Here is a 20,443-nt window from a genome sequence, read left to right as displayed (position 1 = left end):
GTTGTGGGTGGGCGTGGTGTGCGGGTGGTGGGGGTGGGGGACCGGGCGGGCGAGGGGCACCCGCTGGCGCGCGCGCCAGGACCCGTCGATCACCCGGTGCCGCTCGGCCAGGTCCGGGCGCGAGGGCAGCAGCCCCCAGAAGCTGACGACGACCTGGGCCTCCAGCGCGGTCACGGTCCCCAGCGGCAGGAGCTCGCGCAGCACGGCGTCCACCGCGCGAAGCCCCGTGCGGTCACCGGTGGCGTCGTCGATGCGCGCGTCGGTGTCGGCGAAGACCTGGTCGTAGGCCGCCACCAGGACCGCGTCCATCGTGGGGAAGTAGTGCCACAGCGCCCCGGCGGCGATGCCCAGCCGGCCGGCCAGCGCCCGTGAGGTGATGCCCGTCAGCCCGTCCTGCGCGGCCATCCGCAGGTAGGCGCGGACGATCTCGCGGCGGCGCTGTTCGTGGTCGACGACCTTGGGCACCGGCGCATGCTCGCACGCGCGAGGACGAGCCGGGCCACCCCCGTCGCGGAGGTGACCCGGCCGTCCCCGCGTCGCCGGCTCAGCTCGCCCGGTGCACCGTGCGGCCGTCGACCATCGTCCGCGGCACCGTGCGTCCCGGCAGCGAGGTCACGTCGTCGTCGGGCGCTCGGTGCACCGCGTGCTCGGGACCCTCGTCGGCATCGCCGTCACCCACCTGGTGCTGGCCGCCGAACCCCCGGCGTGGGTGCTCGCCGTCGCGGTGGCGGCCGCCACGCTCGTGGCGGAGTCGTTCACCGCGCACCACCACGGCCTCGCCGTGGTGGGCATCACCCCGGTGGCCGTGGTGACGTCGCACCTGGCCGCGCCCGCGCCGATCGGCCCGACGGTCGGTGACCGGGTCGTCGAGAGCGCCCTCGGCCTCCTGGTGGCACTGCTGCTCGTCCTGGCCGTCCACGCCCTCAGCGCGCCCGCCCGGCCCGCCGGGACCGTGCGGACGGACTGAACCGTGCGGTCAGCCGTCCGCGCGGTCCTCCCGCACGACGGCGCTCGCGCCCGGCGCCAGGTCGAGCTGCGGCCCGACGGCCCGGTCGCTCACGAGGTCGTGACCGCGCACCGAGACCGTCGCGGCTTCGGACCCGTGGTTGAGGGCGAACAACCAGCTGCAGCCGTCGGCGGAGCGGCGGCGGACCAGGTCGACCGGCCCGCTGGCCTGCGCGACGGGGCGAACCCCCGCTGCGGTGCAGACGTCCCGCAGCAACGTCTCGAGGTGCTCGTCGTCGGGGGAGGTCCCCAGGTACCAGGCGACAGCGCCCGAGGGCAGGGTCCGGCGGGTCAGCGCGGGCCGGCCCGCGGTGGCGCCCTCGGCGTAGCGGGCCAGGACCTCCACGTCGTCGGACGCCGTGGCCACCTCGGCCCACACGTCTCCGACGGTCCCGTCGTCGAGCAGGCCGGCGACGCCGTCGGGCAGCGGGTGGAACTCCTCGACCCGGATGCCGAGGAGTTCGCGGAACGCCCCCGGGTAGCCGCCGAGGCCGACGTGCAGGTGCTCGTCGACGATCCCGGACAGGTAGGTCACCAGGACGTGCGTCCCGGCGTCGGCGGCGGCCCGCACGGCCGCGGCGGTCGTGGCGTCGGTCAGGTACAGCGTGGGGACGACGAGCACCCGGTAGGACGAGAGGACGGCGGCCAGGTCGTCGGGGTGGGCGGTGACGGGGACGACGTCGGCGCCGACGTGCGCGGCGCGCAGCGCGCCGTGGATGCGCAGGGCCAGGTCGGCGTGCCGGACCCGGTGCGAGGGCAGCGACTCCCCGCCCAGCGCCCAGGAGTTCTGCCAGTCCACCAGCAGGACGACGTCGTTGTGCACGGTCGAACCGCGCAGTTCCCCCAGCCGGCCCAGGAGCTGCCCGAGGTCGACGACCTCGCGGAACCGGTCGGAGTCCTCCCCGGCGTGCGGGACGAGGGCGGAGTGCCACTGCTCGGCGCCGCCGGCGGAGGCGCGCCACTGGAAGAAGCAGACGCCGTCGGCGCCGCGGGCGACGTGGGACAGGCTGTCCTGCAGCATCTGCCCGGCGGGTTTGGCGACGTTCACCGGCTGCCAGTTCACCGCGGACGTGGAGTGCTCCATGAGCAGCCACGGGTTCCCGCGGGCCACGCCGCGGATGAGGTCGGCGGAGTAGGCGAGTTCGGCGCGCGGGTCGTCGTAGCCGATGCCTCCGTGCTCGGGGTCGCCGTGCCGGTGGATCAGGTAGTGGTCGTTGGAGACGACGTCCTGGTCCAGCCCCCAGCGGCCGTAGTCCAGCGGGTTCAGCTGCGAGCCGACCATGAAGTTCGTGGTGACCGGGACGTCGGGGGTGATCCGGCGCAGCACCCCCTTCTCGGCGAGGAACTGCCCGAGCAGCTCGTCGGAGGAGAACCGGGCGAAGTCCAGGACGTGGGTGGGGTTCTTCAGGGTGGAGGTGCGGGCGGGGACGTCGACCTGCTCGAAGGTCGTGTAGTGCTGGCTCCAGAACGCCGTCGCCCAGGCGGCGTTGAGCGCCTCGACGTCGCCGTAGCGGCGGGTGAGCCACGCGCGGAACGCCGCGGCGGAGGTGTCGCAGCAGCAGCGCGGGTTGTGGCAGCCGAGCTCGTTGCTGACGTGCCACAACCGCAGCGCCGGGTGCTGCCCGTACCGTTCGGCCAGCGCCTGCACCAGCCGCAGCGAGCGTTCCCGGTAGACCGGGGAACTGGGGCACCAGCTCTGCCGGCTGCCGAAGCGCACTCGGACGCCGTCGGCGTCGACCCGCAGGGCCTCCGGCCACCGCTGCGCGAGCCAGGCGGGTTCGGAGGCCGTGGCGGTGGCCAGGCTCACGCCGATCCCCGCGCCGTGCAGGTCGTCGAGGACCTCGTCGAACCAGCCGAACTCGAACCGGTCCGGTTCGGGTTCGAGCAGGCCCCAGGAGAAGATCCCGACCGAGACGAGGGTGACCCCGGCCCGGCCCATGAGCCTGAGGTCCTCGCGCCGCACCTCGGCGGGCCACTGCTCGGGGTTGTAGTCGGCCCCGAACGCCAGCCCGGGCTGTCCCTCGCTCCATCGCCGCACCCGGCGAGCATGGCCGAGGCCGCCGCGCCCCGTCAATCAGGCTCGATCAGAACCGAACACGAGCACACACCCGGGTGCCGTCGGAGGGCCGCACCCCCTCGCCGTCCTCGTCGGCGTGGACGGCGCCTCCCGGGACGGCCTCAGGTCGGGGCCGGACCTGCCGATGGAGGGGACCTGCTCACTGTCGGGGTTCCTGGAAGGTCGTCACCCATGTCGTCCCTGCTGCGTCGCGCCCGTGTGGGCACGCGCCTCGCCCTCGCCTTCGGGGTGGTCCTGGCGCTGCTCGGCGCCACCGGCGCCACCGCCCTGGCCAGCATCTCCACGCAGTCCCGCTCGCTCGCGCAGCAGCAGGACATGACCGCGCTGATCCGCTTCGTGGAGGAGCAGCGCTTCTACGACGCCGACATCAGCGGCTGGCAGGCCGCCTACGCCTGGGACGTGCGCCGCATCGGCGTGCAGGAGGCGGTGCAGGACTCCTCCGCCAACCGTGCCGGTTTCCTCGCCGACCGCGAGAAGCTGCGGAAGGCGCTGGACGCCGCCCCCACCGCGCTGATGACCGAGGACGAGCGTGAGCTCACCGAGCAGCTGGCGTCGCTGTGGGAGGGGTACTTCGCCTCCGACGACCGCGCGGTGGCCCTGTTCCGCGCCGGCGACGTGGTGGGGGGCGAGACGGAGATCCTCGAGGTCGGTTTCGTCGCCTACGCCGACATGCTCACCGCGACGCAGGAGCTGACCGCGTCGGTCGACGCCCGCGCCCGGGCCGCCGCCGCCGAGGCCGAGGCCGCCGCCCAGCGCAGCCGCACCCTCGTCATCGCGATGCTGGTCGCCGCGGCGGCGCTCGTCGTGCTGCTGCTGGTGGTCCTCACCCGCAGCATCGTCGCCCCGCTGCGCCGCAGCGTCGCGGACCTGCACCGGGTCGCCGAGGGCGACCTGACCGTCGCGCCCGTCGTCGACGGCGGCGACGAGTTCCACGCGATGGCGCAGGCCCTGGAGGCGGCGGTCACCGCCACCCGCCGCACCGTCGCCGACGTCGCCGACGCGGCCGGTCAGGTCGCGGGGATGGCCGACGAGCTCGCCGGCCGCGCTCAGGAACTGTCCACGGCGAACCAGCGGACCACCGGTGACACCGACCGTGCCGCCCGTTCCGCGGACGTCGTCTCCGCCGACGTGGCCACCATCGCCACGGGTGCGGAGGAACTGGGCTCGGCCATCAACGAGATCTCCTCCGGCATGGCGCAGTCGGCGTCGGTGGCCCGCGAGGCCGTCGAGGCCGCCGAGTCCACCCGCGTCACCGTCGCCGAACTGGGGGAGGCCACCCGCGCCATCGCCAGCGTCGTGGGCACCATCACCGCGATCGCCGAGCAGACGAACCTGCTGGCGCTGAACGCCACCATCGAGGCCGCCCGCGCGGGGGAGATGGGCAAGGGTTTCGCCGTCGTCGCCGGTGAGGTGAAGGACCTGGCGCAGCAGACGGCCAGCGCGACCGAGGACATCACCCGCAAGGTGGCCGCCATCGAGCGCGGCAGCACCGACGCGGCCACCACCATCGGCCGCATCGCCGAGATCATCGCCCGCATCGACGACCACCAGGCCACCATCGCCGCCGCCGTGGAGGAGCAGACCGCGACGACCGGCGAGCTGGCCCGCACCGTGGCCGGGGCTGCCGAGGGCACCCAGGAGATCGCGGGGGTCCTCTCCGGTGTCGCCGACGCCGGAGCGGCCGACCGGGCCAGCCTGGAGCAGGTCCGCACGTCCGTGGAGGCGCTGCGCGAGACGTCGGGGCGGCTGCGCGAGGCCGTGGGCGCGTTCCGGGTCTGAGGTCCGCGTCGGGGTGAACCCGATGCACCGGGGGTGAGCGGTCACCGGTTCCCCCACCGGACGGTTCCCGGGGCGGTGCCTCCCACCGCAGGGGTCCCACACGGCTGCGAGGAGGATCCCGACCTCCCGGGCGTCCTCCACGAGCGGCCGGTGCGGCACCCCGGGTGCGCCGGGTCCCGAGACGGGCAGCACCGCCGACCCCGTCCCGGGTTCGCCCGCTCCTCCCGCACCCGGTGGCCGCCGCGAGCGCAGCAGGTCGCGCGTGAACCGGGTCGGCCCGCAGGTGCCGGGCACGAGGACCGGGTCGGGCTCCCCACCGCGAAGCCGTCCCCGGCGGCCTGGTCCACTGAGCGGGACGGGGGTGGCCGGCGCGGACGCCGCGGCGGCCGTCACCCGACGGTCCGGGACGCCGCACCAGGTGGCGCGGGACCTCGCGCGGGGAGTGGGGAGCAGTCGATGCAGCAGGGTTCCACCGTCGGTCTCGACCCCGGACGGCGCGCGCGGTTGCAGCGGCGCACCGTCCGCGTCCTGATCGTCGCCCAGGTCGTCGGGACGATCGGGGTCGGCATCGCCCCCTCGATCGGGGTGCTGCTGGCCGGGGCGGTCACGTCCGACGAGGCGTGGGCGGGCCTGGCGCGGACCGCGAGCACCCTCGGCGCGGCGCTGTTCGGCCTGCCGCTGGGCACCCTCGCGGCCCGGCGGGGGCGGCGGGCCGCGCTCAGCCTGGGGTGGTTCGCCGCCGCCGCCGGGTCGGCCGTCATCGTGGTCGCCGCGCAGCGGTCCTCGGCGCTGCTCCTGTTCCCCGGGTTGCTGCTCATCGGCTGCGGGTCGGCCGTCAGCCTGCAGTCGCGGTTCGCCGCGGCCGACCTCGCCGAACCGCACCGCGCCGGGCGGGACCTGGCGCTGGTCGTGTGGGTCGGGACGATCGGGTCGGTCCTGGGCCCCAACCTGGGGGTCCCGGGGGACGCGCTCGGCGGGGCGGTCGGGCTGAACGGCTTCGCCGCGGCCTTCCTCATCGCCACCGTCTGCCTGGCCGCCGCCGGGGTGGTGGTGCTCGTCGCGCTGCGCCCGGACCCGCTGCTGGTGGCGAACGCGGCAGCGGCCACCGGTCCCGCGCGCGCCGGGGGACGCCGCCCCCCGCGGCGGCACGTCGCCGAACTGGCGCACGTCCTGCGCACCAACGCCGCCGCGCGCACGGCGGTCCTGACCATCCTCACCGCCCAGGTCGTCATGGTGGCCGTCATGACGATGACGCCCGTCCACCTGGAGCACCAGGGCGGTTCGGTCACCGTCGTGGGCCTGACGATCAGCCTGCACATCGCCGGCATGTACGCGCTGGCCCCGCTGGTGGGTTCCGTCGTCGACCGCCGCGGCGCCCGGACGGCCGTCCTCGTCGGCCTGCTCGTGCTCCTCGTCTCGCTGCTGCTGGCGGCGCTGGCCCCCGACGACCTGCGCGCCGTCGTCGTCTCGCTGGTCCTGCTGGGCATCGGCTGGTCGTTCCTCAACGTCTCCGGTTCGGCGATGTTCACCCGCTCCGTGCCCCCGGCCACCCGGGCCGCCTCGCAGGGCGGCGTCGACGCCTCGTCCAACCTCGCCGGCGCCGCGGCGGCGTTCCTGGCCGGGCCGCTGCTGGCCGCGACCGGTTTCAGCGTGCTCGGGATCGTGGCGCTCGCGATGCTGGTCCCGCTGGTGGTCGTGGTGGGCCGCGACCGGACCCCGGACCGCCGCACGCCCGACGACCGGTGAGACGACTGGAGCCCCGCCCGTGCCCGACGCCCCCGCACCGTCCCCCCGAGGTCCCGGCACGACCGACCCGGCGCGGGAGCGGGCGTTCACCCACCGGCGGACCCTGCTGTCCGGTCTCCTCTTCGGGGCCGGGCTCGCGGCCTCGATGATCGACCTGTTCGTCTTCCACCTGGCGCTGCACTGGCACCACTTCTACGACCGGTCCACCCCGGCCGTCGCGCTGACCGCCGACGGTTTCTTCCACGCCGCCGGGTGGGGGATCACCGTCTGGGGGTTGTTCCTGCTGGCCGACGTGCGCCGCCGCACCGCGCCGTCCGGTGGGGTGGTGTGGCGCCGCTGGGTGGGCGCGGTCGTCACGGGGGTCGGGGGTTTCCAGCTCTTCGACGGTCTCGTCGACCACAAGGTCCTGCGCATCCACCAGATCCGGTACGGAGTGGACCTGCTGCCCTACGACCTGGTCTGGAACGGTGCGGCGGTGCTGCTGCTCGCGGTCGGTCTCCTCCTGCTGCGGCGCGCCCGCCCGCGCCGCGACGCGCGATGACCGGGGGCCACCACTCCCACACCGGGGGGCCCCTGGACCTCACCGGAACGCCGGTGGTGCCGACGGTGCCCGAGGTCGTCGTGGTGGCGGCCCTGCTGCTGGCGGCCGTCGGGTACGGGGCGGCGGTGCGGGCCGCCCGGGGCCGCGGTCCCTGGCCCGTGCACCGCACGGTCTGCTGGTGCGCCGGGCTGCTGTGCGTCGCCGCGGGCACGGTGGGCCCGCTGGCCCGGGCGGCGCACCACGGTTTCACCGCCCACACGGGCGCGCACCTGGCGCTGGGGATGGTCGCACCGCTGCTGCTGGTGCTCGCCGCGCCGGTGACCGTCGCGCTGCGCGCCCTGCCGGTCCGCCGCGCCCGGACCCTGTCGAGGGTGCTGCGGTGGCCGCCGGTGCGGGTCGTGTCCCACCCGGTGGTGGCCGGGGTGCTGAACGCCGGGGGGTTGTGGGTCCTCTACCGCACCGACCTGTTCGCCCTCATGCACACGTCGGTCGCGGTGCACGTGCTCGTGCACGCGCACCTGTTCCTCGCCGGGTACCTGTTCACCGCCTCGGTGGCCGGCCGCGACCCCGACCCGCACCGGGCGTCGCTGCGGTTGCGGTTCGGGGTCCTCGTCGTGTTCGTCGCCGTCCACTCCGTGCTGGCGAAGTCGCTGTACGCCGACCCGCCGCCGGGTGTCGCGGTCGCCGACGCCGAACGGGGGGCGCAGCTGATGTACTACGGCGGGGACGTCGTCGACCTCGCGCTCATGGTCCTGGTGGTCGCCGGCTGGTACCGCGCCCGGGGGACGCGACCGGGACCGGCGGACGCGGTTGCCGCACCGGCCTCCTGAGGTGCGGGGCCGGATCGGCCCTTGCCTCGGGGAAGGCGCCTCGTTACGGTCTGAGCAACCGCTTTCCCGATCTGCCCAGGAGTCGACGATGACGACCGGTACCGCACCCCTGCCCTCCGGCGACGGGGTGGTCCGCTGGGTCAGCGCCGGCGGCGACCGGGAACCGGTGGTCTACCTGCACGGGCTCGGGTGCTCCGGCCACGCCACCTGGGCCGACACCGCGGCCCGGCTGGGACGCCCGGCGGTCTTCCTCGACCTGGTGGGCCACGGCCTGAGCGACCGCCCGCCCGCCTTCGGCTACGGACTGGCCGAGCACGCCGACGCCCTCGCCGCGGCGCTGCGCACCGTCACCGCCGAGACCGGGGAACCGGTGGACCTGCTGGCGCACAGCCTCGGGGGGTCCATCGCGGTCCTGCTGGCCTCCCGCCACCCCGGCCTGCTGCGCTCGGTCGTCCTGGTCGAACCCGGTCTCGACGTCGTCGACCCCGGGCCCGACGACATCGCCCGCTGGGACGAGGAGGGTTTCCTCGCGCGCGGGTGGGACGAGGTGCTGGCCGCGCAGACCCCGGGACGGCTGGCCGAGATGCGCACCGCCGACCCGCTGGCCGTCCTGCGCAGCGCGGAGGCCATCGCGTCGGCCGCCGACGGCCGGCTGAACGAACTGCTCGCCGACTCGGCGGTCCCCGTCCTCCTCGTCGCCGGGTTCCGGCAGTACCGGAAGTGGGACTGGTTGCAGCGCAACGGTGTCCGCTGCGAACGGATCGACGGGGGCGGGCACTTCACGATGCTCGACGCACCGCGGCGCTTCACCGACCTCGTCACGGGTTTCCACGCGGGCCTGCGCCCCGCCGTGCGCGAGGCGGTGACGGCGTGAGCGGCCGCTTCGGCGCGTTCGACGGTCTGCTCGACGTCGTCGGCGCGTCCTGGCCGTTGTTCGGCGACGACGCGCCCGCCCCGCAGGAGGTCTCCCGCCGCCTGCGCGAGGCCATCGGCGTGCCGGACGTCCCCGGGGTCGGCGACGCCGACGTCCGGGTGGAGCAGGAGTGGACCCGCGACGGCCTGCTGGGCCGGGAACTGTCCTGGGACGCCGGTTTCGGGCCGCGGGTCCGCGCGCGCCTGCTGCGCCCGGCCGCCGCACCGGGCCCGCTGCCCACGGCGCTGTTCCTGCACTGCCACGGCGGGCTGAAGCGCTTCGGCCTGGACAAGCTCGCCGACGGCGCCACCGGCCGGCCGGTGCACCCGGTGCTGACCGGGGTCCGCGCCGGGCTCTACGGCGGCCGCGCCCCGGCCGAGGACCTGGCCCGGCGCGGGCACGCGGTCCTGGTGCACGACGCCCACGGGTGGGGCAGCCGCCGCCTGCCGGTGGAGGCCATGCCCGTCCGGGGCCGGGCCGTGGCCGACCTCGCGCTGGCCGCGCGGGCCGGGGAGGAGCTGGACGAGGCCGCCGTCTACGACGTCCACGCCGGTGCCGCCGAGGACACCGTCGCCAAGGCCCTCGCCCTGGTCGGCACCTCGTGGGCGGGCGTGATCGCCCGCGAGGACCTCCTGGCCCTCGACGTCCTGCACCACCTCGAAGGGGGCCTCGACGAGGGCACGGCGCCGCGGACCGCGCTGATCGGGTTGTCCGGCGGGGGAGCGCGCGCCGTCATCGCCTCCGCGCTGCGTCCCGGGCCCGACGCGGGCATCGGGGCGGTCGTCGTGGCGGCGATGGTCTCGACGTTGCGCGAGATGGTGCCCGAGCACGTCCACTCCCACACGTGGGCGTTCATGACGCCGTCCCTGGCGCGCGTCGCGGACTGGCCCGACGTGGTCGCCGCGGCCGCCCCCCGCCCCCTGTACGTGCACTACGCGACCCGCGACGCGCTGTTCCCGCCGGAGGGCATGCGGCGCGCGCACGACCTCATCACCCGCCGGTACGCCGGACGCGGTGCGCCGCAGCACTACCGCGGGGTGTTCCGGGAGGTCCCGCACTCCTTCGACGCCGCCGCCCAGGCCGAGGTCCACGACTGGCTCCAGACCCTCGACGTCCCCGCGGGCGGTGCCCGGTGAACCCGGTGAACGTCGACGAGCTGCCGCACGACCCGGCCGCGGCGCTGCCCGACGACGGGTCGGTCGTCACGGGCGTGGAGGTCGGCGCCCGCCGGGTGCCGCTGCGCCGGCCCTGGGGACCGGACGTCCAGGACGTCCGCGTGCTCACCGTGCGGATCACCACCGCGACCGGGGCCGTGGGGGAGGGTTTCAGCTGGACGCCCTCCATCGGGGCCGGCGCCGTCCGTGCGCTGCTGGAGGACGACGTGCGGCCCTTCCTGGTGGGCCGGCCCGCCCACCCGCGGGTGTGGTCGCGGTTGTGGAGCCACCTGCACGAGGCCGGCAGCGGCGGGATCACGACGATGGCCCTGGCCGGGGTCGACCTCGCGCTGTGGGACCTGGTGGGCCGGGCGCGGGGGACGGCGCTGGCCGACCTGCTGGGCCGGCGGCGCGAACCGCAGCCGGTCTACGGCAGCGGCGTGAACCTGCACTACTCCCTGCCCGAGCTGCGCGACCAGGTGCGGCGCTGGGTGGACGCCGGGTACACCGGCGCCAAGGTCAAGGTGGGACTGCCCGACCTGGCCGAGGACCTGCGGCGGGTCGCGGCGGTCCGGGAGGTGCTGGGGGACGGGCGGACGCTGATGGTCGACGCGAACCAGCGGTGGGACCTGCCGCGGGCGCTGCGGGCCTCGCGGGCGCTGGCGGAGTTCTCCCCGGCGTGGCTGGAGGAACCGCTGCGCGCCGACGACACCGCCGGGCACGTCCGGCTGCGCCGGGAGGGCCCGTTGCGCGTGGCGGCGGGGGAGAACGTCCACACCTGGTACCGCTTCCGCGACCTCCTGACCGCTGGTGCGCTGGACGTGGTGCAGCCCAACGTGATCCGGGTCGGCGGGATCACCCCGTTCCTGTCCATCGCCCACCTCGCGCGCAGCGCCGGGGCGGAACTGGCCCCGCACCTGCTGCCGGAGCTGTCCGGGCAGCTGGCGGTGACGTTCGACGAGGCGGTGTGGGTGGAGGACGTCGAGGACGCGGGTTTCTGGGAGTCCGGCGCGCTGAGCCGCCCCGTCGGCGGTTCGCTCGCCGGGGGGGCGTACCGGGCCGGGGACCGCCCCGGCCTGGGGTTCCGGTTCCACGAGGACCCACCGCCGGGGGTGCCGCCCGCGCAGGGTTCCCCCGCGCCGGCGGGGGTGCTCGCGTGACCGCGACCTCCCGCGGCGGCAGCCCCCGCGGGGGAGCGACGATCAGCCAGGTCGCGGCGGCGGCCGGGGTCTCGCAGGCGACGGTCTCGCGCGTCATGAACCGCCGCACGACCGTCGCCCCCGAGATCGCCGCCCGGGTCCGGGCCGCTGCGGAGGAGCTGCGCTACCGGCCCAGCACCACGGCGCGCAGCCTGTCGCTGGGCCGCACGGGGACCGTGGCCCTGGTCGTGCCCGACCTCAGCAACCCCGTGTTCCAGCAGGTGCTGCGCGGGGTGGTGGCCGTGGCCGACACCGCGGACCTGCGCGTCCTGGTCGCCGAGACCGCCGAGCGCCCCGAGGCCGAGGCCGAGATCGCCCGCGAGGCGCGCAACCGCTGCGACGCGGTGGTCCTGGCCGCGCCGCGGATGCCCGCCGAGGAGCTGCGGGCCCTGCTGCCGGAGGTCGACCCGGTGGTCCTCATCGACCGGGTGCCGTCCACGGACGCCGTACCGGCGGTCTCGATCGACTACGGCCACGGCATCCACCTGCTGGTGGAGCACCTGGTGTCCCTGGGGCACCGGCACCTCGTGCACGTCGCGGGGGCGCCGGCGGCGGCCTCCAGCCCGGCCCGGGCCCGGGCGCTGGCCGAGGCGCAGGCCCGGCACCCGGGGCTGCGGATCACCACGGTCCTGGCCGGGTCGAGCGTGGCCGCGGGGTACGGGGTGGCCGACGAGGTCCTCGACACCCGCGCCACCGCCGCCCTGACCTTCAACGACCTCGTCGCCTTCGGCCTGGTCGCGCGGTTCAACGAGATCGGCGTCGCCGTCCCCGACGACCTGTCGGTGACGGGGTTCGACGACATCGAGCTGGCGCGCTTCGCCACCCCGTCGCTGACCACCGCCGGCGTCGACCACGCCGCCCTGGGGCGCCGGGCGGCCGCGCGCCTGCTCGCCGTCGTGGAGGGCCGTCGCGACGGGCCGGCGGCCCGCGACGCCCTGCCGGGCAGCGGCCCGGGGGACGGTGACGTCCTCGTGCCCCGGCTGGAGGTCCGGGCCAGCACCGGCCCGGTCCCCCCGGCGCGGGGGTTGTCCCCGGCGCCGGGGCCGGCCGTCGCGACCGGCCCGGGGACTGACCCGCGCCCGCGCTGGGTCGTGGACGGGACCGGTGCCCGGCTGAACGGCCTGGGCCTGGTGCTGGCGCACCACGTCGACGGCACGGCCCTGCCCCGGGTGCACAGCCCCCGCCCCTACCTGCACCCGGTGCGCACGCTCGCCGGGGTCCCGGTCACCGTGGCCGGCCCGGTCGTGCACCGCCACCAGTACGGGGTGTCGCTGGCCCTGCCGGACGTCGACGGGACGAACCACTGGGGTGGGCGGACCCACGTGCCCGGCCGGGGGCCCACGCTCCTGCTCGACCACGGCCGGCAGGAGGTCAGCGCCCTGCACGTCAGCGAGGACGGCGCCACCCTGGCCGCGGGCGTCCGGTGGCTCGACCGGGACGAGGGCGTGCAGTTCTCGGAGGAGCGGGAGCTGACCGCGGCGCTGCTGCCCGAGCAGGACGCCTGGGTGCTGAGCTGGCGCAGCCGGTTGCACGCCCCGCGCCGCACGACCATCACGAGCCCGGCCTCCCGGGGCCGTCCCGGTGCGGGGTTCGGGGGCGTCTTCTGGCGGCTGGCCTCGGCCGAGGAGACCCACGTCCTGACCCCCGAGACCGACGACGAGCGCCGGGCGCGCGGGTCGCGGACGCCGTGGCTGGCGCTGGTGCGCCGCACCGGCCGGTCCTGGACGAGCCTGCTGCTCGTGCAGGACCCCGCGCAGCCGCCGCGGCCGTGGTTCCTGCGGGTGGCCGACTACGTCGGCGCCGGTCCGGCGCTGGCCTGGGAGGTGCCCCTGACGGTGGAGGCGGGGGAGGAGCTGCGGGTGGACCTGCACGCCGTCGTCGTCGACCGGCGGCTCGACGCCGACGGCGCCGAGGGGTTCGCCCGGACCGTGCTCGGCGCCCGGGGCTGAGGGGCCGGGCCCGGGGGCCGGGCCGGGGGCACGCCCGCTCAGAAAGCGGTTGCTGAAGTTGCTCCGGATGTCTTCCACCGGCGCTCGATGTGTGCCAAAGTGAGGACCGCCAGTAGGAAAGCGGTTACCCGAAGCAGGCGGAACGGCCCGCCCGCCCCGGGCGAACCCCGGAACGGTCACCTCGCCCAGGCCGCCCCGCTCCACGCCAACCCCTCAAGGAGAACGTCGATGACGACACCCGTCTCCCGCCGCACCGCCCTGACCGGTGCCGTCCTCGGAGCCAGCGCGATCGGCCTCGGGGGTTGCGCCCGCTTCGGCGGGAACTCCTCCTCCGGCTCCGGTGACGGTTCCGGCGTCCAGCTCACCCTCATGGCCTGGGCGGACGCCACCCAGGCCGCGCAGTACGAGAAGGTGTTCGCGACGTTCCACGAGAAGAACCCCGGGGTCACCGTCACCCTGGAGTGGATGGACGTCGCCAGCTACCAGGACAAGCTCAACACGAAGTTCGCCGCCGGCAGCCCGCCCGACGTCATGTTCCTCGTCGGCCGCTGGCTGGGGGAGTACGCCTCCCGCGGGGCGCTGGCGAACCTCGACGAGCACACCGACGTCCTGGACTTCGACGCGATGGACGCCAAGCTCCTGGAGTCCAGCCGGCTCGGCGGCACCACCTACGCCGTCCCCACCGGCTCGACCACCAACGGCCTGGTCTACAACACCAAGGTCCTCGCCGACGCCGGGCTGACCCTGCCCGACGACGCGACCTGGACCTGGGAGGAGTTCGCGGCGTTCAACGTCGAGATCACCCGGGCGACCGGGGGGAAGACCTACGGGACCGGCTTCAACATCCCCTACACCCCGACCGTCGCCCAGTGGGCCAACCAGCGCGGGGAGTCCCTCTACACCGAGGACGGGCAGCTCGGCCTCACCGCGGCCACCCTCGCCGACTACTTCCAGATGACCGTCGACCTGCGCAACGCCGGCGGCTACGCCCCGGCGGGCAGCCTCACCGACGACACCGGAAGCGACACGGCCCAGTCCGCCCTCGGCAAGGGGTTCGTCGCCTCGCAGTCCATCCCCGCCAACGTGTTCCACGACTACAACGTCGCGCTCGACGGCAACCTCGCGCTGGTCCGGTTCCCCGGCGAGGTCCCCACCCCCGGGTACCAGGTCACCCCCACCCTGCTGTGGGGCCTGGCCGCCGGGTCGAAGCACCCCGCCGAGGCCGCCACGCTCATCGACTTCCTCACCAACGACCCCGACTCCTTCGCCGACCGGTCCACCCTCCTCGGCGTCCCGATCAACCCCGAGGTGGGGGCGACGGTCAGCGAGACCCTCGAACCCGACGGCAAGACGTTCGTCGACTTCCTGCTCGCCCTGCAGGAGGAGGACCTCCCGCCCTACCACCTGGAACCGGCCGGGGCCGGGGAGATCGCCGACAACCTCGTGTCCGTCGGCACCGAGGTCGAGTTCGGGCGCCTCACCCCGCAGGCGGCCGCGGAGGCGTTCGTGACGTCCGCCCAGGAGACCCTCGCCCGTTCGGCGGGGTGAGAGGAGCGACCATGACCACCACCCACGCGACGTCGGTGGACCGGCGTCCGCCGGCGACCCCGCCGCGGCGCCGGCGCAGCAGCGCCGCCGCCAGCGAGGAACGGGCGGCGTACGTCTTCCTCGCCCCCTGGTTCCTGGGCATGCTGTTCACCGTCGTGCCGTTCGCGGTGTCGCTCTACCTCGCGTTCACCGACTACAACCTGCTCCAGTCCCCGCAGTGGATCGGCCTGGAGAACTTCCAGCGCCTCGTGGGCGACCCCAAGGTGGCGCAGGCGAGCTGGGTCACCACCGCCTACACCTTCGCCTCCGTGCCCGTCTCGCTGGTCGCCGCGCTGGCCGTCGCGATCCTGCTGAACAAGGGCGTGCGGGGCCTGCGGTTCTACCGCTCGGTGTTCTACCTGCCGTCCCTCATCGGGTCCAGCGTCGCCATCGTCATGCTGTGGCGCTCGATCTTCGGCTACGACGGCGTCGTCAACAAGTTCCTCGCCTTCCTCGGCATCACCGGACCCGGCTGGGTCACCGACCCCGACTGGGCCCTGACCACCCTGGTGACCCTGAGCATCTGGACCTTCGGGGCCTCGATGGTCATCTTCCTGGCCGGGCTGCGGCAGATCCCGGTCATGTACTACGAGGCGGCCTCGGTGGACGGCGCCGGCTGGTGGCGGCAGTTCCGGTCCATCACCCTGCCGCTGCTGAGCCCGGTCGTGTTCTTCAACCTGGTGCTCGGCCTCATCGGCTCGCTGCAGACCTTCACCCAGGGCTTCGTCTTCTCCGGCGGTACCGGCGGCCCGGCGGAGTCGACCCTGTTCTACAACCTGTACCTCTACCAGCAGGGCTTCCAGCGCTTCGACATGGGCTACGCCTCGGCCCTGGCCTGGGTCCTGTTCGTCGTCATCGCCGCGTTCACGGCGCTCAACTTCCTCGTCTCGAAGCGGTGGGTCTTCTACGATGACTGATTCCACGATCACCGAACGCCCGGTCGAGGCCCCGGCGGTGAACCGGCTGCGTCAGGTCACCGGCCGGCTGCGCGGCGGCGGCTACCAGGAGGAGATCACCGGCACCGCCCGCACGCGGTTCCTGCGGCACGTCGTCCTCGTCGGTGTCGGCCTGGTCATGATGTACCCGCTGCTGTGGATGCTCTCGGCCTCCTTCAAGGACAGCACCCGCGTCTTCGCCGACACCTCGCTCGTCCCCGCCGAACCGGTGCTGGGCAACTACGCCGCGGGCTGGTCGGCCCTGGAGCACCCCTTCGAGCTGTTCCTGGTGAACTCCCTGATCCTGGCCGTGCTGAACATCGTCGGGAACCTGGCGTCCTGCTCGATGGCCGCGTACGCCTTCTCCCGGCTGCGGTTCCGCGGCCGGAAGATCATGTTCGCGGCGATGCTGGGCACGATGCTGCTGCCGGCCCACGTCGTCCTCATCCCGCAGTACGTCATCTTCTCCAAGCTGGGCTGGGTGAACACCTACCTGCCGCTCACGGTGCCGGCGTTCCTGGCGACCAACGCGTTCTACGTCTTCCTGCTCGTGCAGTTCATGCGGGCGCTGCCGATGGAGCTGCAGGACGCCGCGAAGATCGACGGCTGCGGCCCCTACCGCACGTTCCTCAGCGTGATCCTGCCGCTGACCGTCCCCGCGATGGCGACCGTGGCGATCTTCACGTTCATCGCGAGCTGGAACGACTTCTTCGGGCCCCTGCTGTACCTCACCGACTCGGAGCTGTTCACCGTGCCGCTGGCCCTGCGGCAGTTCATGGCGGCGGAGGGCTCCAGCGACTGGGGGCCGATGTTCGCCATGTCGGTGGTGTCCCTGCTCCCGGTGATCGGGTTCTTCTTCATCGGGCAGCGCTACCTGCTCAACGGCATCGCGACGACAGGCATGAAGTGAGGAGTGCAACGGTGAAGCGCTACGTGGTGGTGGGGACCGGGGGCCGGTCCCAGATGTACCTGGAAGCCCTGCTGACGACGCACGCCGACGTCGGCCACGTCGTCGCCTTCGTCGACACCAACGCGGTGCGGATGGCGCACTACGACGGGCTGGTCGCCCGGCACGGCGGCGCCCCGGTCCGGCACCGGGCCCCGGAGGGGTTCGCCGACCTGCTGCGCGACGAGCGACCGGACGCCGTCGTCGTGACCAGCCCGGACTTCACCCACGCCGCGTACGTCGTGGCCGCGCTGGACGCCGGGGTGGACGTGGTCTGCGAGAAGCCGCTGACCATCGACGCCGACGGGCTGCGCGCGATCGTCGAGGCGGCCGAGCGGTCCACGGCGCGCCTGACGGTGACGTTCAACTACCGCTACTCCCCGCGCAACTCCACCGTCCGCCGGCTGCTCCAGGAGGGGGCGGTCGGCGAGGTGACGTCGGTGCACTTCGAGTGGTGCCTGGACACCGTGCACGGCGCCGACTACTTCCGCCGCTGGCACCGGCGCAAGGAGAACTCCGGCGGCCTGCTCGTCCACAAGTCGACCCACCACTTCGACCTCGTCAACTGGTGGCTGGCCGACGTCCCCGTCGACGTCTACGCCCGCGGGGGCCTGCGCTTCTACGGCGCGCAGAACGCCGCCCGCCGGGGGCTGGGCCCGCGCCCGGAACTGAGCCGCGACGGGCTGGGCCGCGACGACCCGTTCGCCCTGGACCTGCGGTCGGACCCCAAGCTGGAGGCGCTGTTCCTGGCCGGTGAGCACCTCGACGGGTACCGCCGCGACCGGGACGTGTTCTCCGACGGCATCACCATCGAGGACAACCTCAGCGTCCTCGTCGGGTACGACCGCGGGGCCTCGATGGCCTACACCCTCACCGCGCACTCCCCGTGGGAGGGGTACCGGGTCGTGTTCAACGGCACCGGGGGCCGCCTGGAGCTGGAGGTCGTCGAACGCAGCCACGTCGAGGCCGCGGCCGTCGCCGCCGGGGCGGTGCCGGGCAAGGAGGCGCCGGTCGTCGACCCCAGCGCCGCCGCCGAGACCGACGGGGGCGGCGGGCCGGACCTGCGGCCCTGGGGTTCGCGCATCCTCCTGCAACCCCTGTGGGGCAGGGCCGTCGAGGTGCCGATCCCGACCGGGGCCGGCGCCCACGGCGGCGGGGACGCCGTCCTGCTCGACGACGTGCTGCGCGGTGCGGGGGACGACCCGCTGCACCGTCCCGCGGGCTACCTCGACGGCGTCCGCAGCGTCCTGGTCGGCGTGGCCGCGAACGACTCGCTGGCCTCGGGCCGGGCCGTCGACCTGCGCTCCTACGGGCTGCCGCTGCACGCCGGGGAGCTGGAACGCACGGCGTGAGGGGGACCGCCCCGGGCCTCGGCGCCGAGGAGGACGCGGGGGAGGGCGGCAGCGACCTCGTCGTCGTCCTGGGGCAGTCCAACGCCAGCGGCACCAACACCGACGTCGAGCCCGACGGCCTCGACCGCCGCGACGCCCGCATCCGCACCTTCGGGGCCAGCGGCCCGGACGCGGGCCGCGTCGTGCCCGCCCGGGAACCGCTGGCCCCGCTGCGGGGTCACCCGCCCGGCGGGATGGGCCCCGGCGGGCCCTTCGCGAGCCTGCTGCTGCCCACGCTGCCCGCGCACCGGGACGTGCTGGTCGTCCCGGCGGCCGTGGGCGGGACGGGGTTCCGCACCCACGGGAGCTTCCCGGGGGTGTGGGCGGTGGGCCTGCACCCGCCGGGCGTCCCGAACCTGCTCGACCTCGCCGTCGCCCACGTCCGGGCCGCGCTGCGCGCCGCGGGGCCCGGCAGCCGCGTCGCGGCCGTCCTGTGGCAGCAGGGCGAGACCGACGGGGGGCAGGAGCGCGGCGAGGCGGAGTACGCCGCCGACCTCGACGAGCTCATCGCGGCGTTCCGCGCGCAGGTGCCGACCGCCGCCGCGGCGCCCTTCACCGTCGGCGGCCTGCCCGCCGAGCGGCTCGCGGCGTACCCCGGTCACGCCGGGGTGCAGGCGGCGCTGGAGGCGACCCCGGCGCGGGTGCCGCGCACGGGGTTCGCCCCGGCCCCGCCGCCCGGTCACGTCAACGACGTGACCACGCACCTGACGGCGGCGGGGCAGCGGATCCTCGGGGCGAACCACCTCGCCGCCTCCCGCTCAGCCCTGCGCGCCCCGGGCGGCGGGGACGGGGCGGGTCAGCAGGCCGCGGTCGGTCAGCCCCCGCGCGACCAGGGCCGCCACCGTGCGGGCGCCGTCGACTGACAGGTGGGTGTCGTCGCGTTCCCCGTCGGGGAACGCGGGCCACTCGCCCGGGGCCAGGTGCAGGAAGGACGCGGCGCTGCCGTGCGGTCCCTGTTCCTGCCAGGTCCGCCGGGTGGCCGCGGTGAGGTCGACGAACGCGACCCCGTCGGCCACCGCGAGTTCCCGGACCGCCGCCGGGTAGCCGCCGTGGGTGGCTCCCGCCCGGCCGTCCTCGTCGAACCGGCGGCGCTCCACCGGGCTCAGCAGCACCGGCGTCGCCCCCCGGGCCCGGGCCCCCACCACCATGCGCCGCAGGTTCGCGGGGTAGTCCCGGAAGACGTCGGCGAACCGCTCGCCGGGTTTCGCGTCGTTGTGGCCGAAGGCGATGAGCACGAGGTCACCGGGCGCGACCCGGGCCAGCAGGTCGTCGTACGCCCCGGAGTCCAGGAAACTGCGGGTGCTGGCCCCCGACACCGCGAGGTTCACGACCTCGCGGTCGGTGAACCCCGCCAGGACCTGCCCCCACCCGGTCCGCGGGGCGCGGTCGGGTCCGTACTCGCCGGCGGTGGAGTCGGACGCGACGAGGATCTTCCCGCCGGGGGCGGGCGGGCCGTCCCAGCCGGTGAGGAAACCGTCGACGTCCACGTCGGCGGGGACCGCGGGCCGGTCGGCCGCCGCACCCCGCGGCGCCCCCGGGCCGGTGCTGCCCCGTTCGCCGAACCGGGCCTCGCGCCAGGAGAAACCACCCATGTCGTCCCAGGCGTCGGCGGCGACGTGCTCCCCGAGCTCGCAGTCGACGAGGTAGGCCGAACCGACCGCGTCGGGTTTGCCGCCCGGGTGCCACGGGCGCCCGAGGCGCACGCTTCCCGCCGGCAGGCCCGGACCGGTGAACCGGACCCCGCGGAACAGGAAACCCCGGGGGTTCTCCCGCGCCGTGCTGGGGGCGGCCACCCACCCCGGCCCGCAGCTGCGGACCTCCCCGCCCTCGATCACGGCGGTCGCCCGGCCGTAGACGAAGTCGACGTCACCCACCACGAGGCAGTCGCGCAGGTGGACCCGCCGCACGTCGGACCAGCCGGGGGCGTCGAGCAGCACGGTGTCCTGCATCCCCAGCAGCCGGCAGTCCTGCACCCGGATGCGGTTCCCGGTGGTGCGCAACGCGATCGCCTGGCTGTCGGGCAGGTCCGGGTGGAGCGTGCGGTCGTAGGAGTTCTCCACGGTCAGGCCCCGCAGCAGCACGTCGTCGGCCGCGACGGTCACCGTCGCGCACCCCTGGACCCAGGGCAGTCCGGTGCGGTCGCGGTCGCCCTGCCGCAGGCCGAACGTCACGACCACGTCGGCCGGGTCCCCGGTGCTGGACCGGATCTCCAGCGGGGCCGGGCGCGGGTGCACGACGAGGTGCTCGACGTAGGTGCCCGGGTGGACCACGATCTCGCGGACCCCGGGGTCCTCCAGGGCTTCGCCGATGGTCGGGACGAGGCCGGCACCCGTGCCGACGTCGAGTTTCCGTGTCATGGAACTCATCCTAGTAACCGCTTTCCGCTACGGT

Annotated in this window: 17 protein-coding genes; 14 read left to right on the top strand and 3 right to left on the bottom strand. The window is 75.1% G+C overall.

What is annotated here, in order from left to right:
- On the bottom strand, nucleotides 1-465 hold a 465-nt coding region (locus ACRYRX_RS19115; protein ID WP_432514457.1), incomplete at its 3' end, for a TetR/AcrR family transcriptional regulator.
- A gap of 91 nt (nucleotides 466-556) precedes the next feature.
- Between ACRYRX_RS19115 and ACRYRX_RS19110 the strand changes: the two genes are divergently transcribed.
- Nucleotides 557-967: an FUSC family protein gene (locus ACRYRX_RS19110; RefSeq protein WP_432514455.1), complete on the top strand. Its 411-nt coding sequence runs from the start codon at nucleotides 557-559 to the stop codon at nucleotides 965-967.
- A gap of 9 nt (nucleotides 968-976) precedes the next feature.
- On the opposite strand, the gene ACRYRX_RS19105 is transcribed toward ACRYRX_RS19110, so the two are convergent.
- Nucleotides 977-3,043 (bottom strand): beta-galactosidase, encoded by a 2,067-nt coding sequence (locus ACRYRX_RS19105; protein ID WP_432514453.1) that lies wholly within the window; start codon nucleotides 3,041-3,043, stop codon nucleotides 977-979.
- Nucleotides 3,044-3,253: 210 nt separating this feature from the next.
- Here ACRYRX_RS19105 and ACRYRX_RS19100 point away from each other — a divergent pair, with 210 nt between their 5' ends.
- The 13 genes from ACRYRX_RS19100 (at nucleotide 3,254) to ACRYRX_RS19040 (ending at nucleotide 18,915) form a co-directional block, all read left to right on the top strand.
- Nucleotides 3,254-4,861 (top strand): methyl-accepting chemotaxis protein, encoded by a 1,608-nt coding sequence (locus tag ACRYRX_RS19100; RefSeq protein WP_432514451.1) that lies wholly within the window; start codon nucleotides 3,254-3,256, stop codon nucleotides 4,859-4,861.
- A gap of 456 nt (nucleotides 4,862-5,317) precedes the next feature.
- A complete protein-coding gene (locus tag ACRYRX_RS19095) occupies nucleotides 5,318-6,607 on the top strand; it encodes an MFS transporter (protein WP_432514450.1) in 1,290 nt (429 codons plus the stop codon).
- Nucleotides 6,608-6,626: 19 nt separating this feature from the next.
- Entirely contained in the window at nucleotides 6,627-7,148 is a 522-nt protein-coding gene (locus tag ACRYRX_RS19090) for a DUF2243 domain-containing protein (RefSeq protein WP_432514448.1), read from the top strand.
- Nucleotides 7,149-7,213: 65 nt separating this feature from the next.
- Nucleotides 7,214-7,978: a cytochrome c oxidase assembly protein gene (locus ACRYRX_RS19085; RefSeq protein WP_432514446.1), complete on the top strand. Its 765-nt coding sequence runs from the start codon at nucleotides 7,214-7,216 to the stop codon at nucleotides 7,976-7,978.
- A gap of 88 nt (nucleotides 7,979-8,066) precedes the next feature.
- Nucleotides 8,067-8,852 carry an alpha/beta fold hydrolase gene (locus tag ACRYRX_RS19080; protein WP_432514444.1) on the top strand — a complete coding sequence of 262 codons (786 nt, stop codon included), beginning with the start codon at nucleotides 8,067-8,069 and terminating at the stop codon, nucleotides 8,850-8,852.
- Nucleotides 8,849-10,027 carry an alpha/beta hydrolase family protein gene (locus ACRYRX_RS19075; protein WP_432514442.1) on the top strand — a complete coding sequence of 393 codons (1,179 nt, stop codon included), beginning with the start codon at nucleotides 8,849-8,851 and terminating at the stop codon, nucleotides 10,025-10,027. The genes ACRYRX_RS19080 and ACRYRX_RS19075 overlap by 4 nt, the downstream gene beginning before the upstream one ends.
- A gap of 5 nt (nucleotides 10,028-10,032) precedes the next feature.
- Nucleotides 10,033-11,205, top strand: coding sequence for a mandelate racemase/muconate lactonizing enzyme family protein (locus ACRYRX_RS19070; protein WP_432514441.1), 1,173 nt, complete (start codon nucleotides 10,033-10,035; stop codon nucleotides 11,203-11,205).
- Nucleotides 11,202-13,193 (top strand): DUF6807 family protein, encoded by a 1,992-nt coding sequence (locus ACRYRX_RS19065; RefSeq protein ID WP_432514439.1) that lies wholly within the window; start codon nucleotides 11,202-11,204, stop codon nucleotides 13,191-13,193. Before ACRYRX_RS19070 ends, ACRYRX_RS19065 begins: the two co-directional genes overlap by 4 nt.
- 228 nt (nucleotides 13,194-13,421) lie before the next feature.
- Nucleotides 13,422-14,741: an ABC transporter substrate-binding protein gene (locus ACRYRX_RS19060; RefSeq protein WP_432514437.1), complete on the top strand. Its 1,320-nt coding sequence runs from the start codon at nucleotides 13,422-13,424 to the stop codon at nucleotides 14,739-14,741.
- An 11-nt stretch (nucleotides 14,742-14,752) separates the two neighbouring features.
- Nucleotides 14,753-15,697, top strand: coding sequence for a carbohydrate ABC transporter permease (locus tag ACRYRX_RS19055; RefSeq protein WP_432514435.1), 945 nt, complete (start codon nucleotides 14,753-14,755; stop codon nucleotides 15,695-15,697).
- The gene (locus ACRYRX_RS19050) at nucleotides 15,690-16,625 is read left to right on the top strand and encodes a carbohydrate ABC transporter permease (protein ID WP_432514433.1); all 936 of its coding nucleotides are present in this window, start codon (nucleotides 15,690-15,692) and stop codon (nucleotides 16,623-16,625) included. Before ACRYRX_RS19055 ends, ACRYRX_RS19050 begins: the two co-directional genes overlap by 8 nt.
- Before the next feature lie 11 nt (nucleotides 16,626-16,636).
- A complete protein-coding gene (locus ACRYRX_RS19045) occupies nucleotides 16,637-18,013 on the top strand; it encodes a Gfo/Idh/MocA family protein (protein WP_432514432.1) in 1,377 nt (458 codons plus the stop codon).
- On the top strand, nucleotides 18,010-18,915 hold the full coding sequence (locus tag ACRYRX_RS19040) for a sialate O-acetylesterase (protein WP_432514431.1): 906 nt from the start codon (nucleotides 18,010-18,012) through the stop codon (nucleotides 18,913-18,915). Before ACRYRX_RS19045 ends, ACRYRX_RS19040 begins: the two co-directional genes overlap by 4 nt.
- Here the strand turns inward: ACRYRX_RS19040 and ACRYRX_RS19035 are convergent.
- Nucleotides 18,811-20,409: a pectinesterase family protein gene (locus tag ACRYRX_RS19035; RefSeq protein ID WP_432514428.1), complete on the bottom strand. Its 1,599-nt coding sequence runs from the start codon at nucleotides 20,407-20,409 to the stop codon at nucleotides 18,811-18,813. The genes ACRYRX_RS19040 and ACRYRX_RS19035 overlap by 105 nt on opposite strands.
- Between the last annotated feature and the right edge of the window lie 34 nt (nucleotides 20,410-20,443).

The sequence above is a fragment of the Kineococcus lubricus genome (assembly GCF_050871965.1).
Lineage (GTDB): Bacteria > Actinomycetota > Actinomycetes > Actinomycetales > Kineococcaceae > Kineococcus.
The sequence above is the reverse complement of the archived record's forward strand: the minus strand, read 5'-3'. Positions and strand labels throughout refer to the sequence as shown.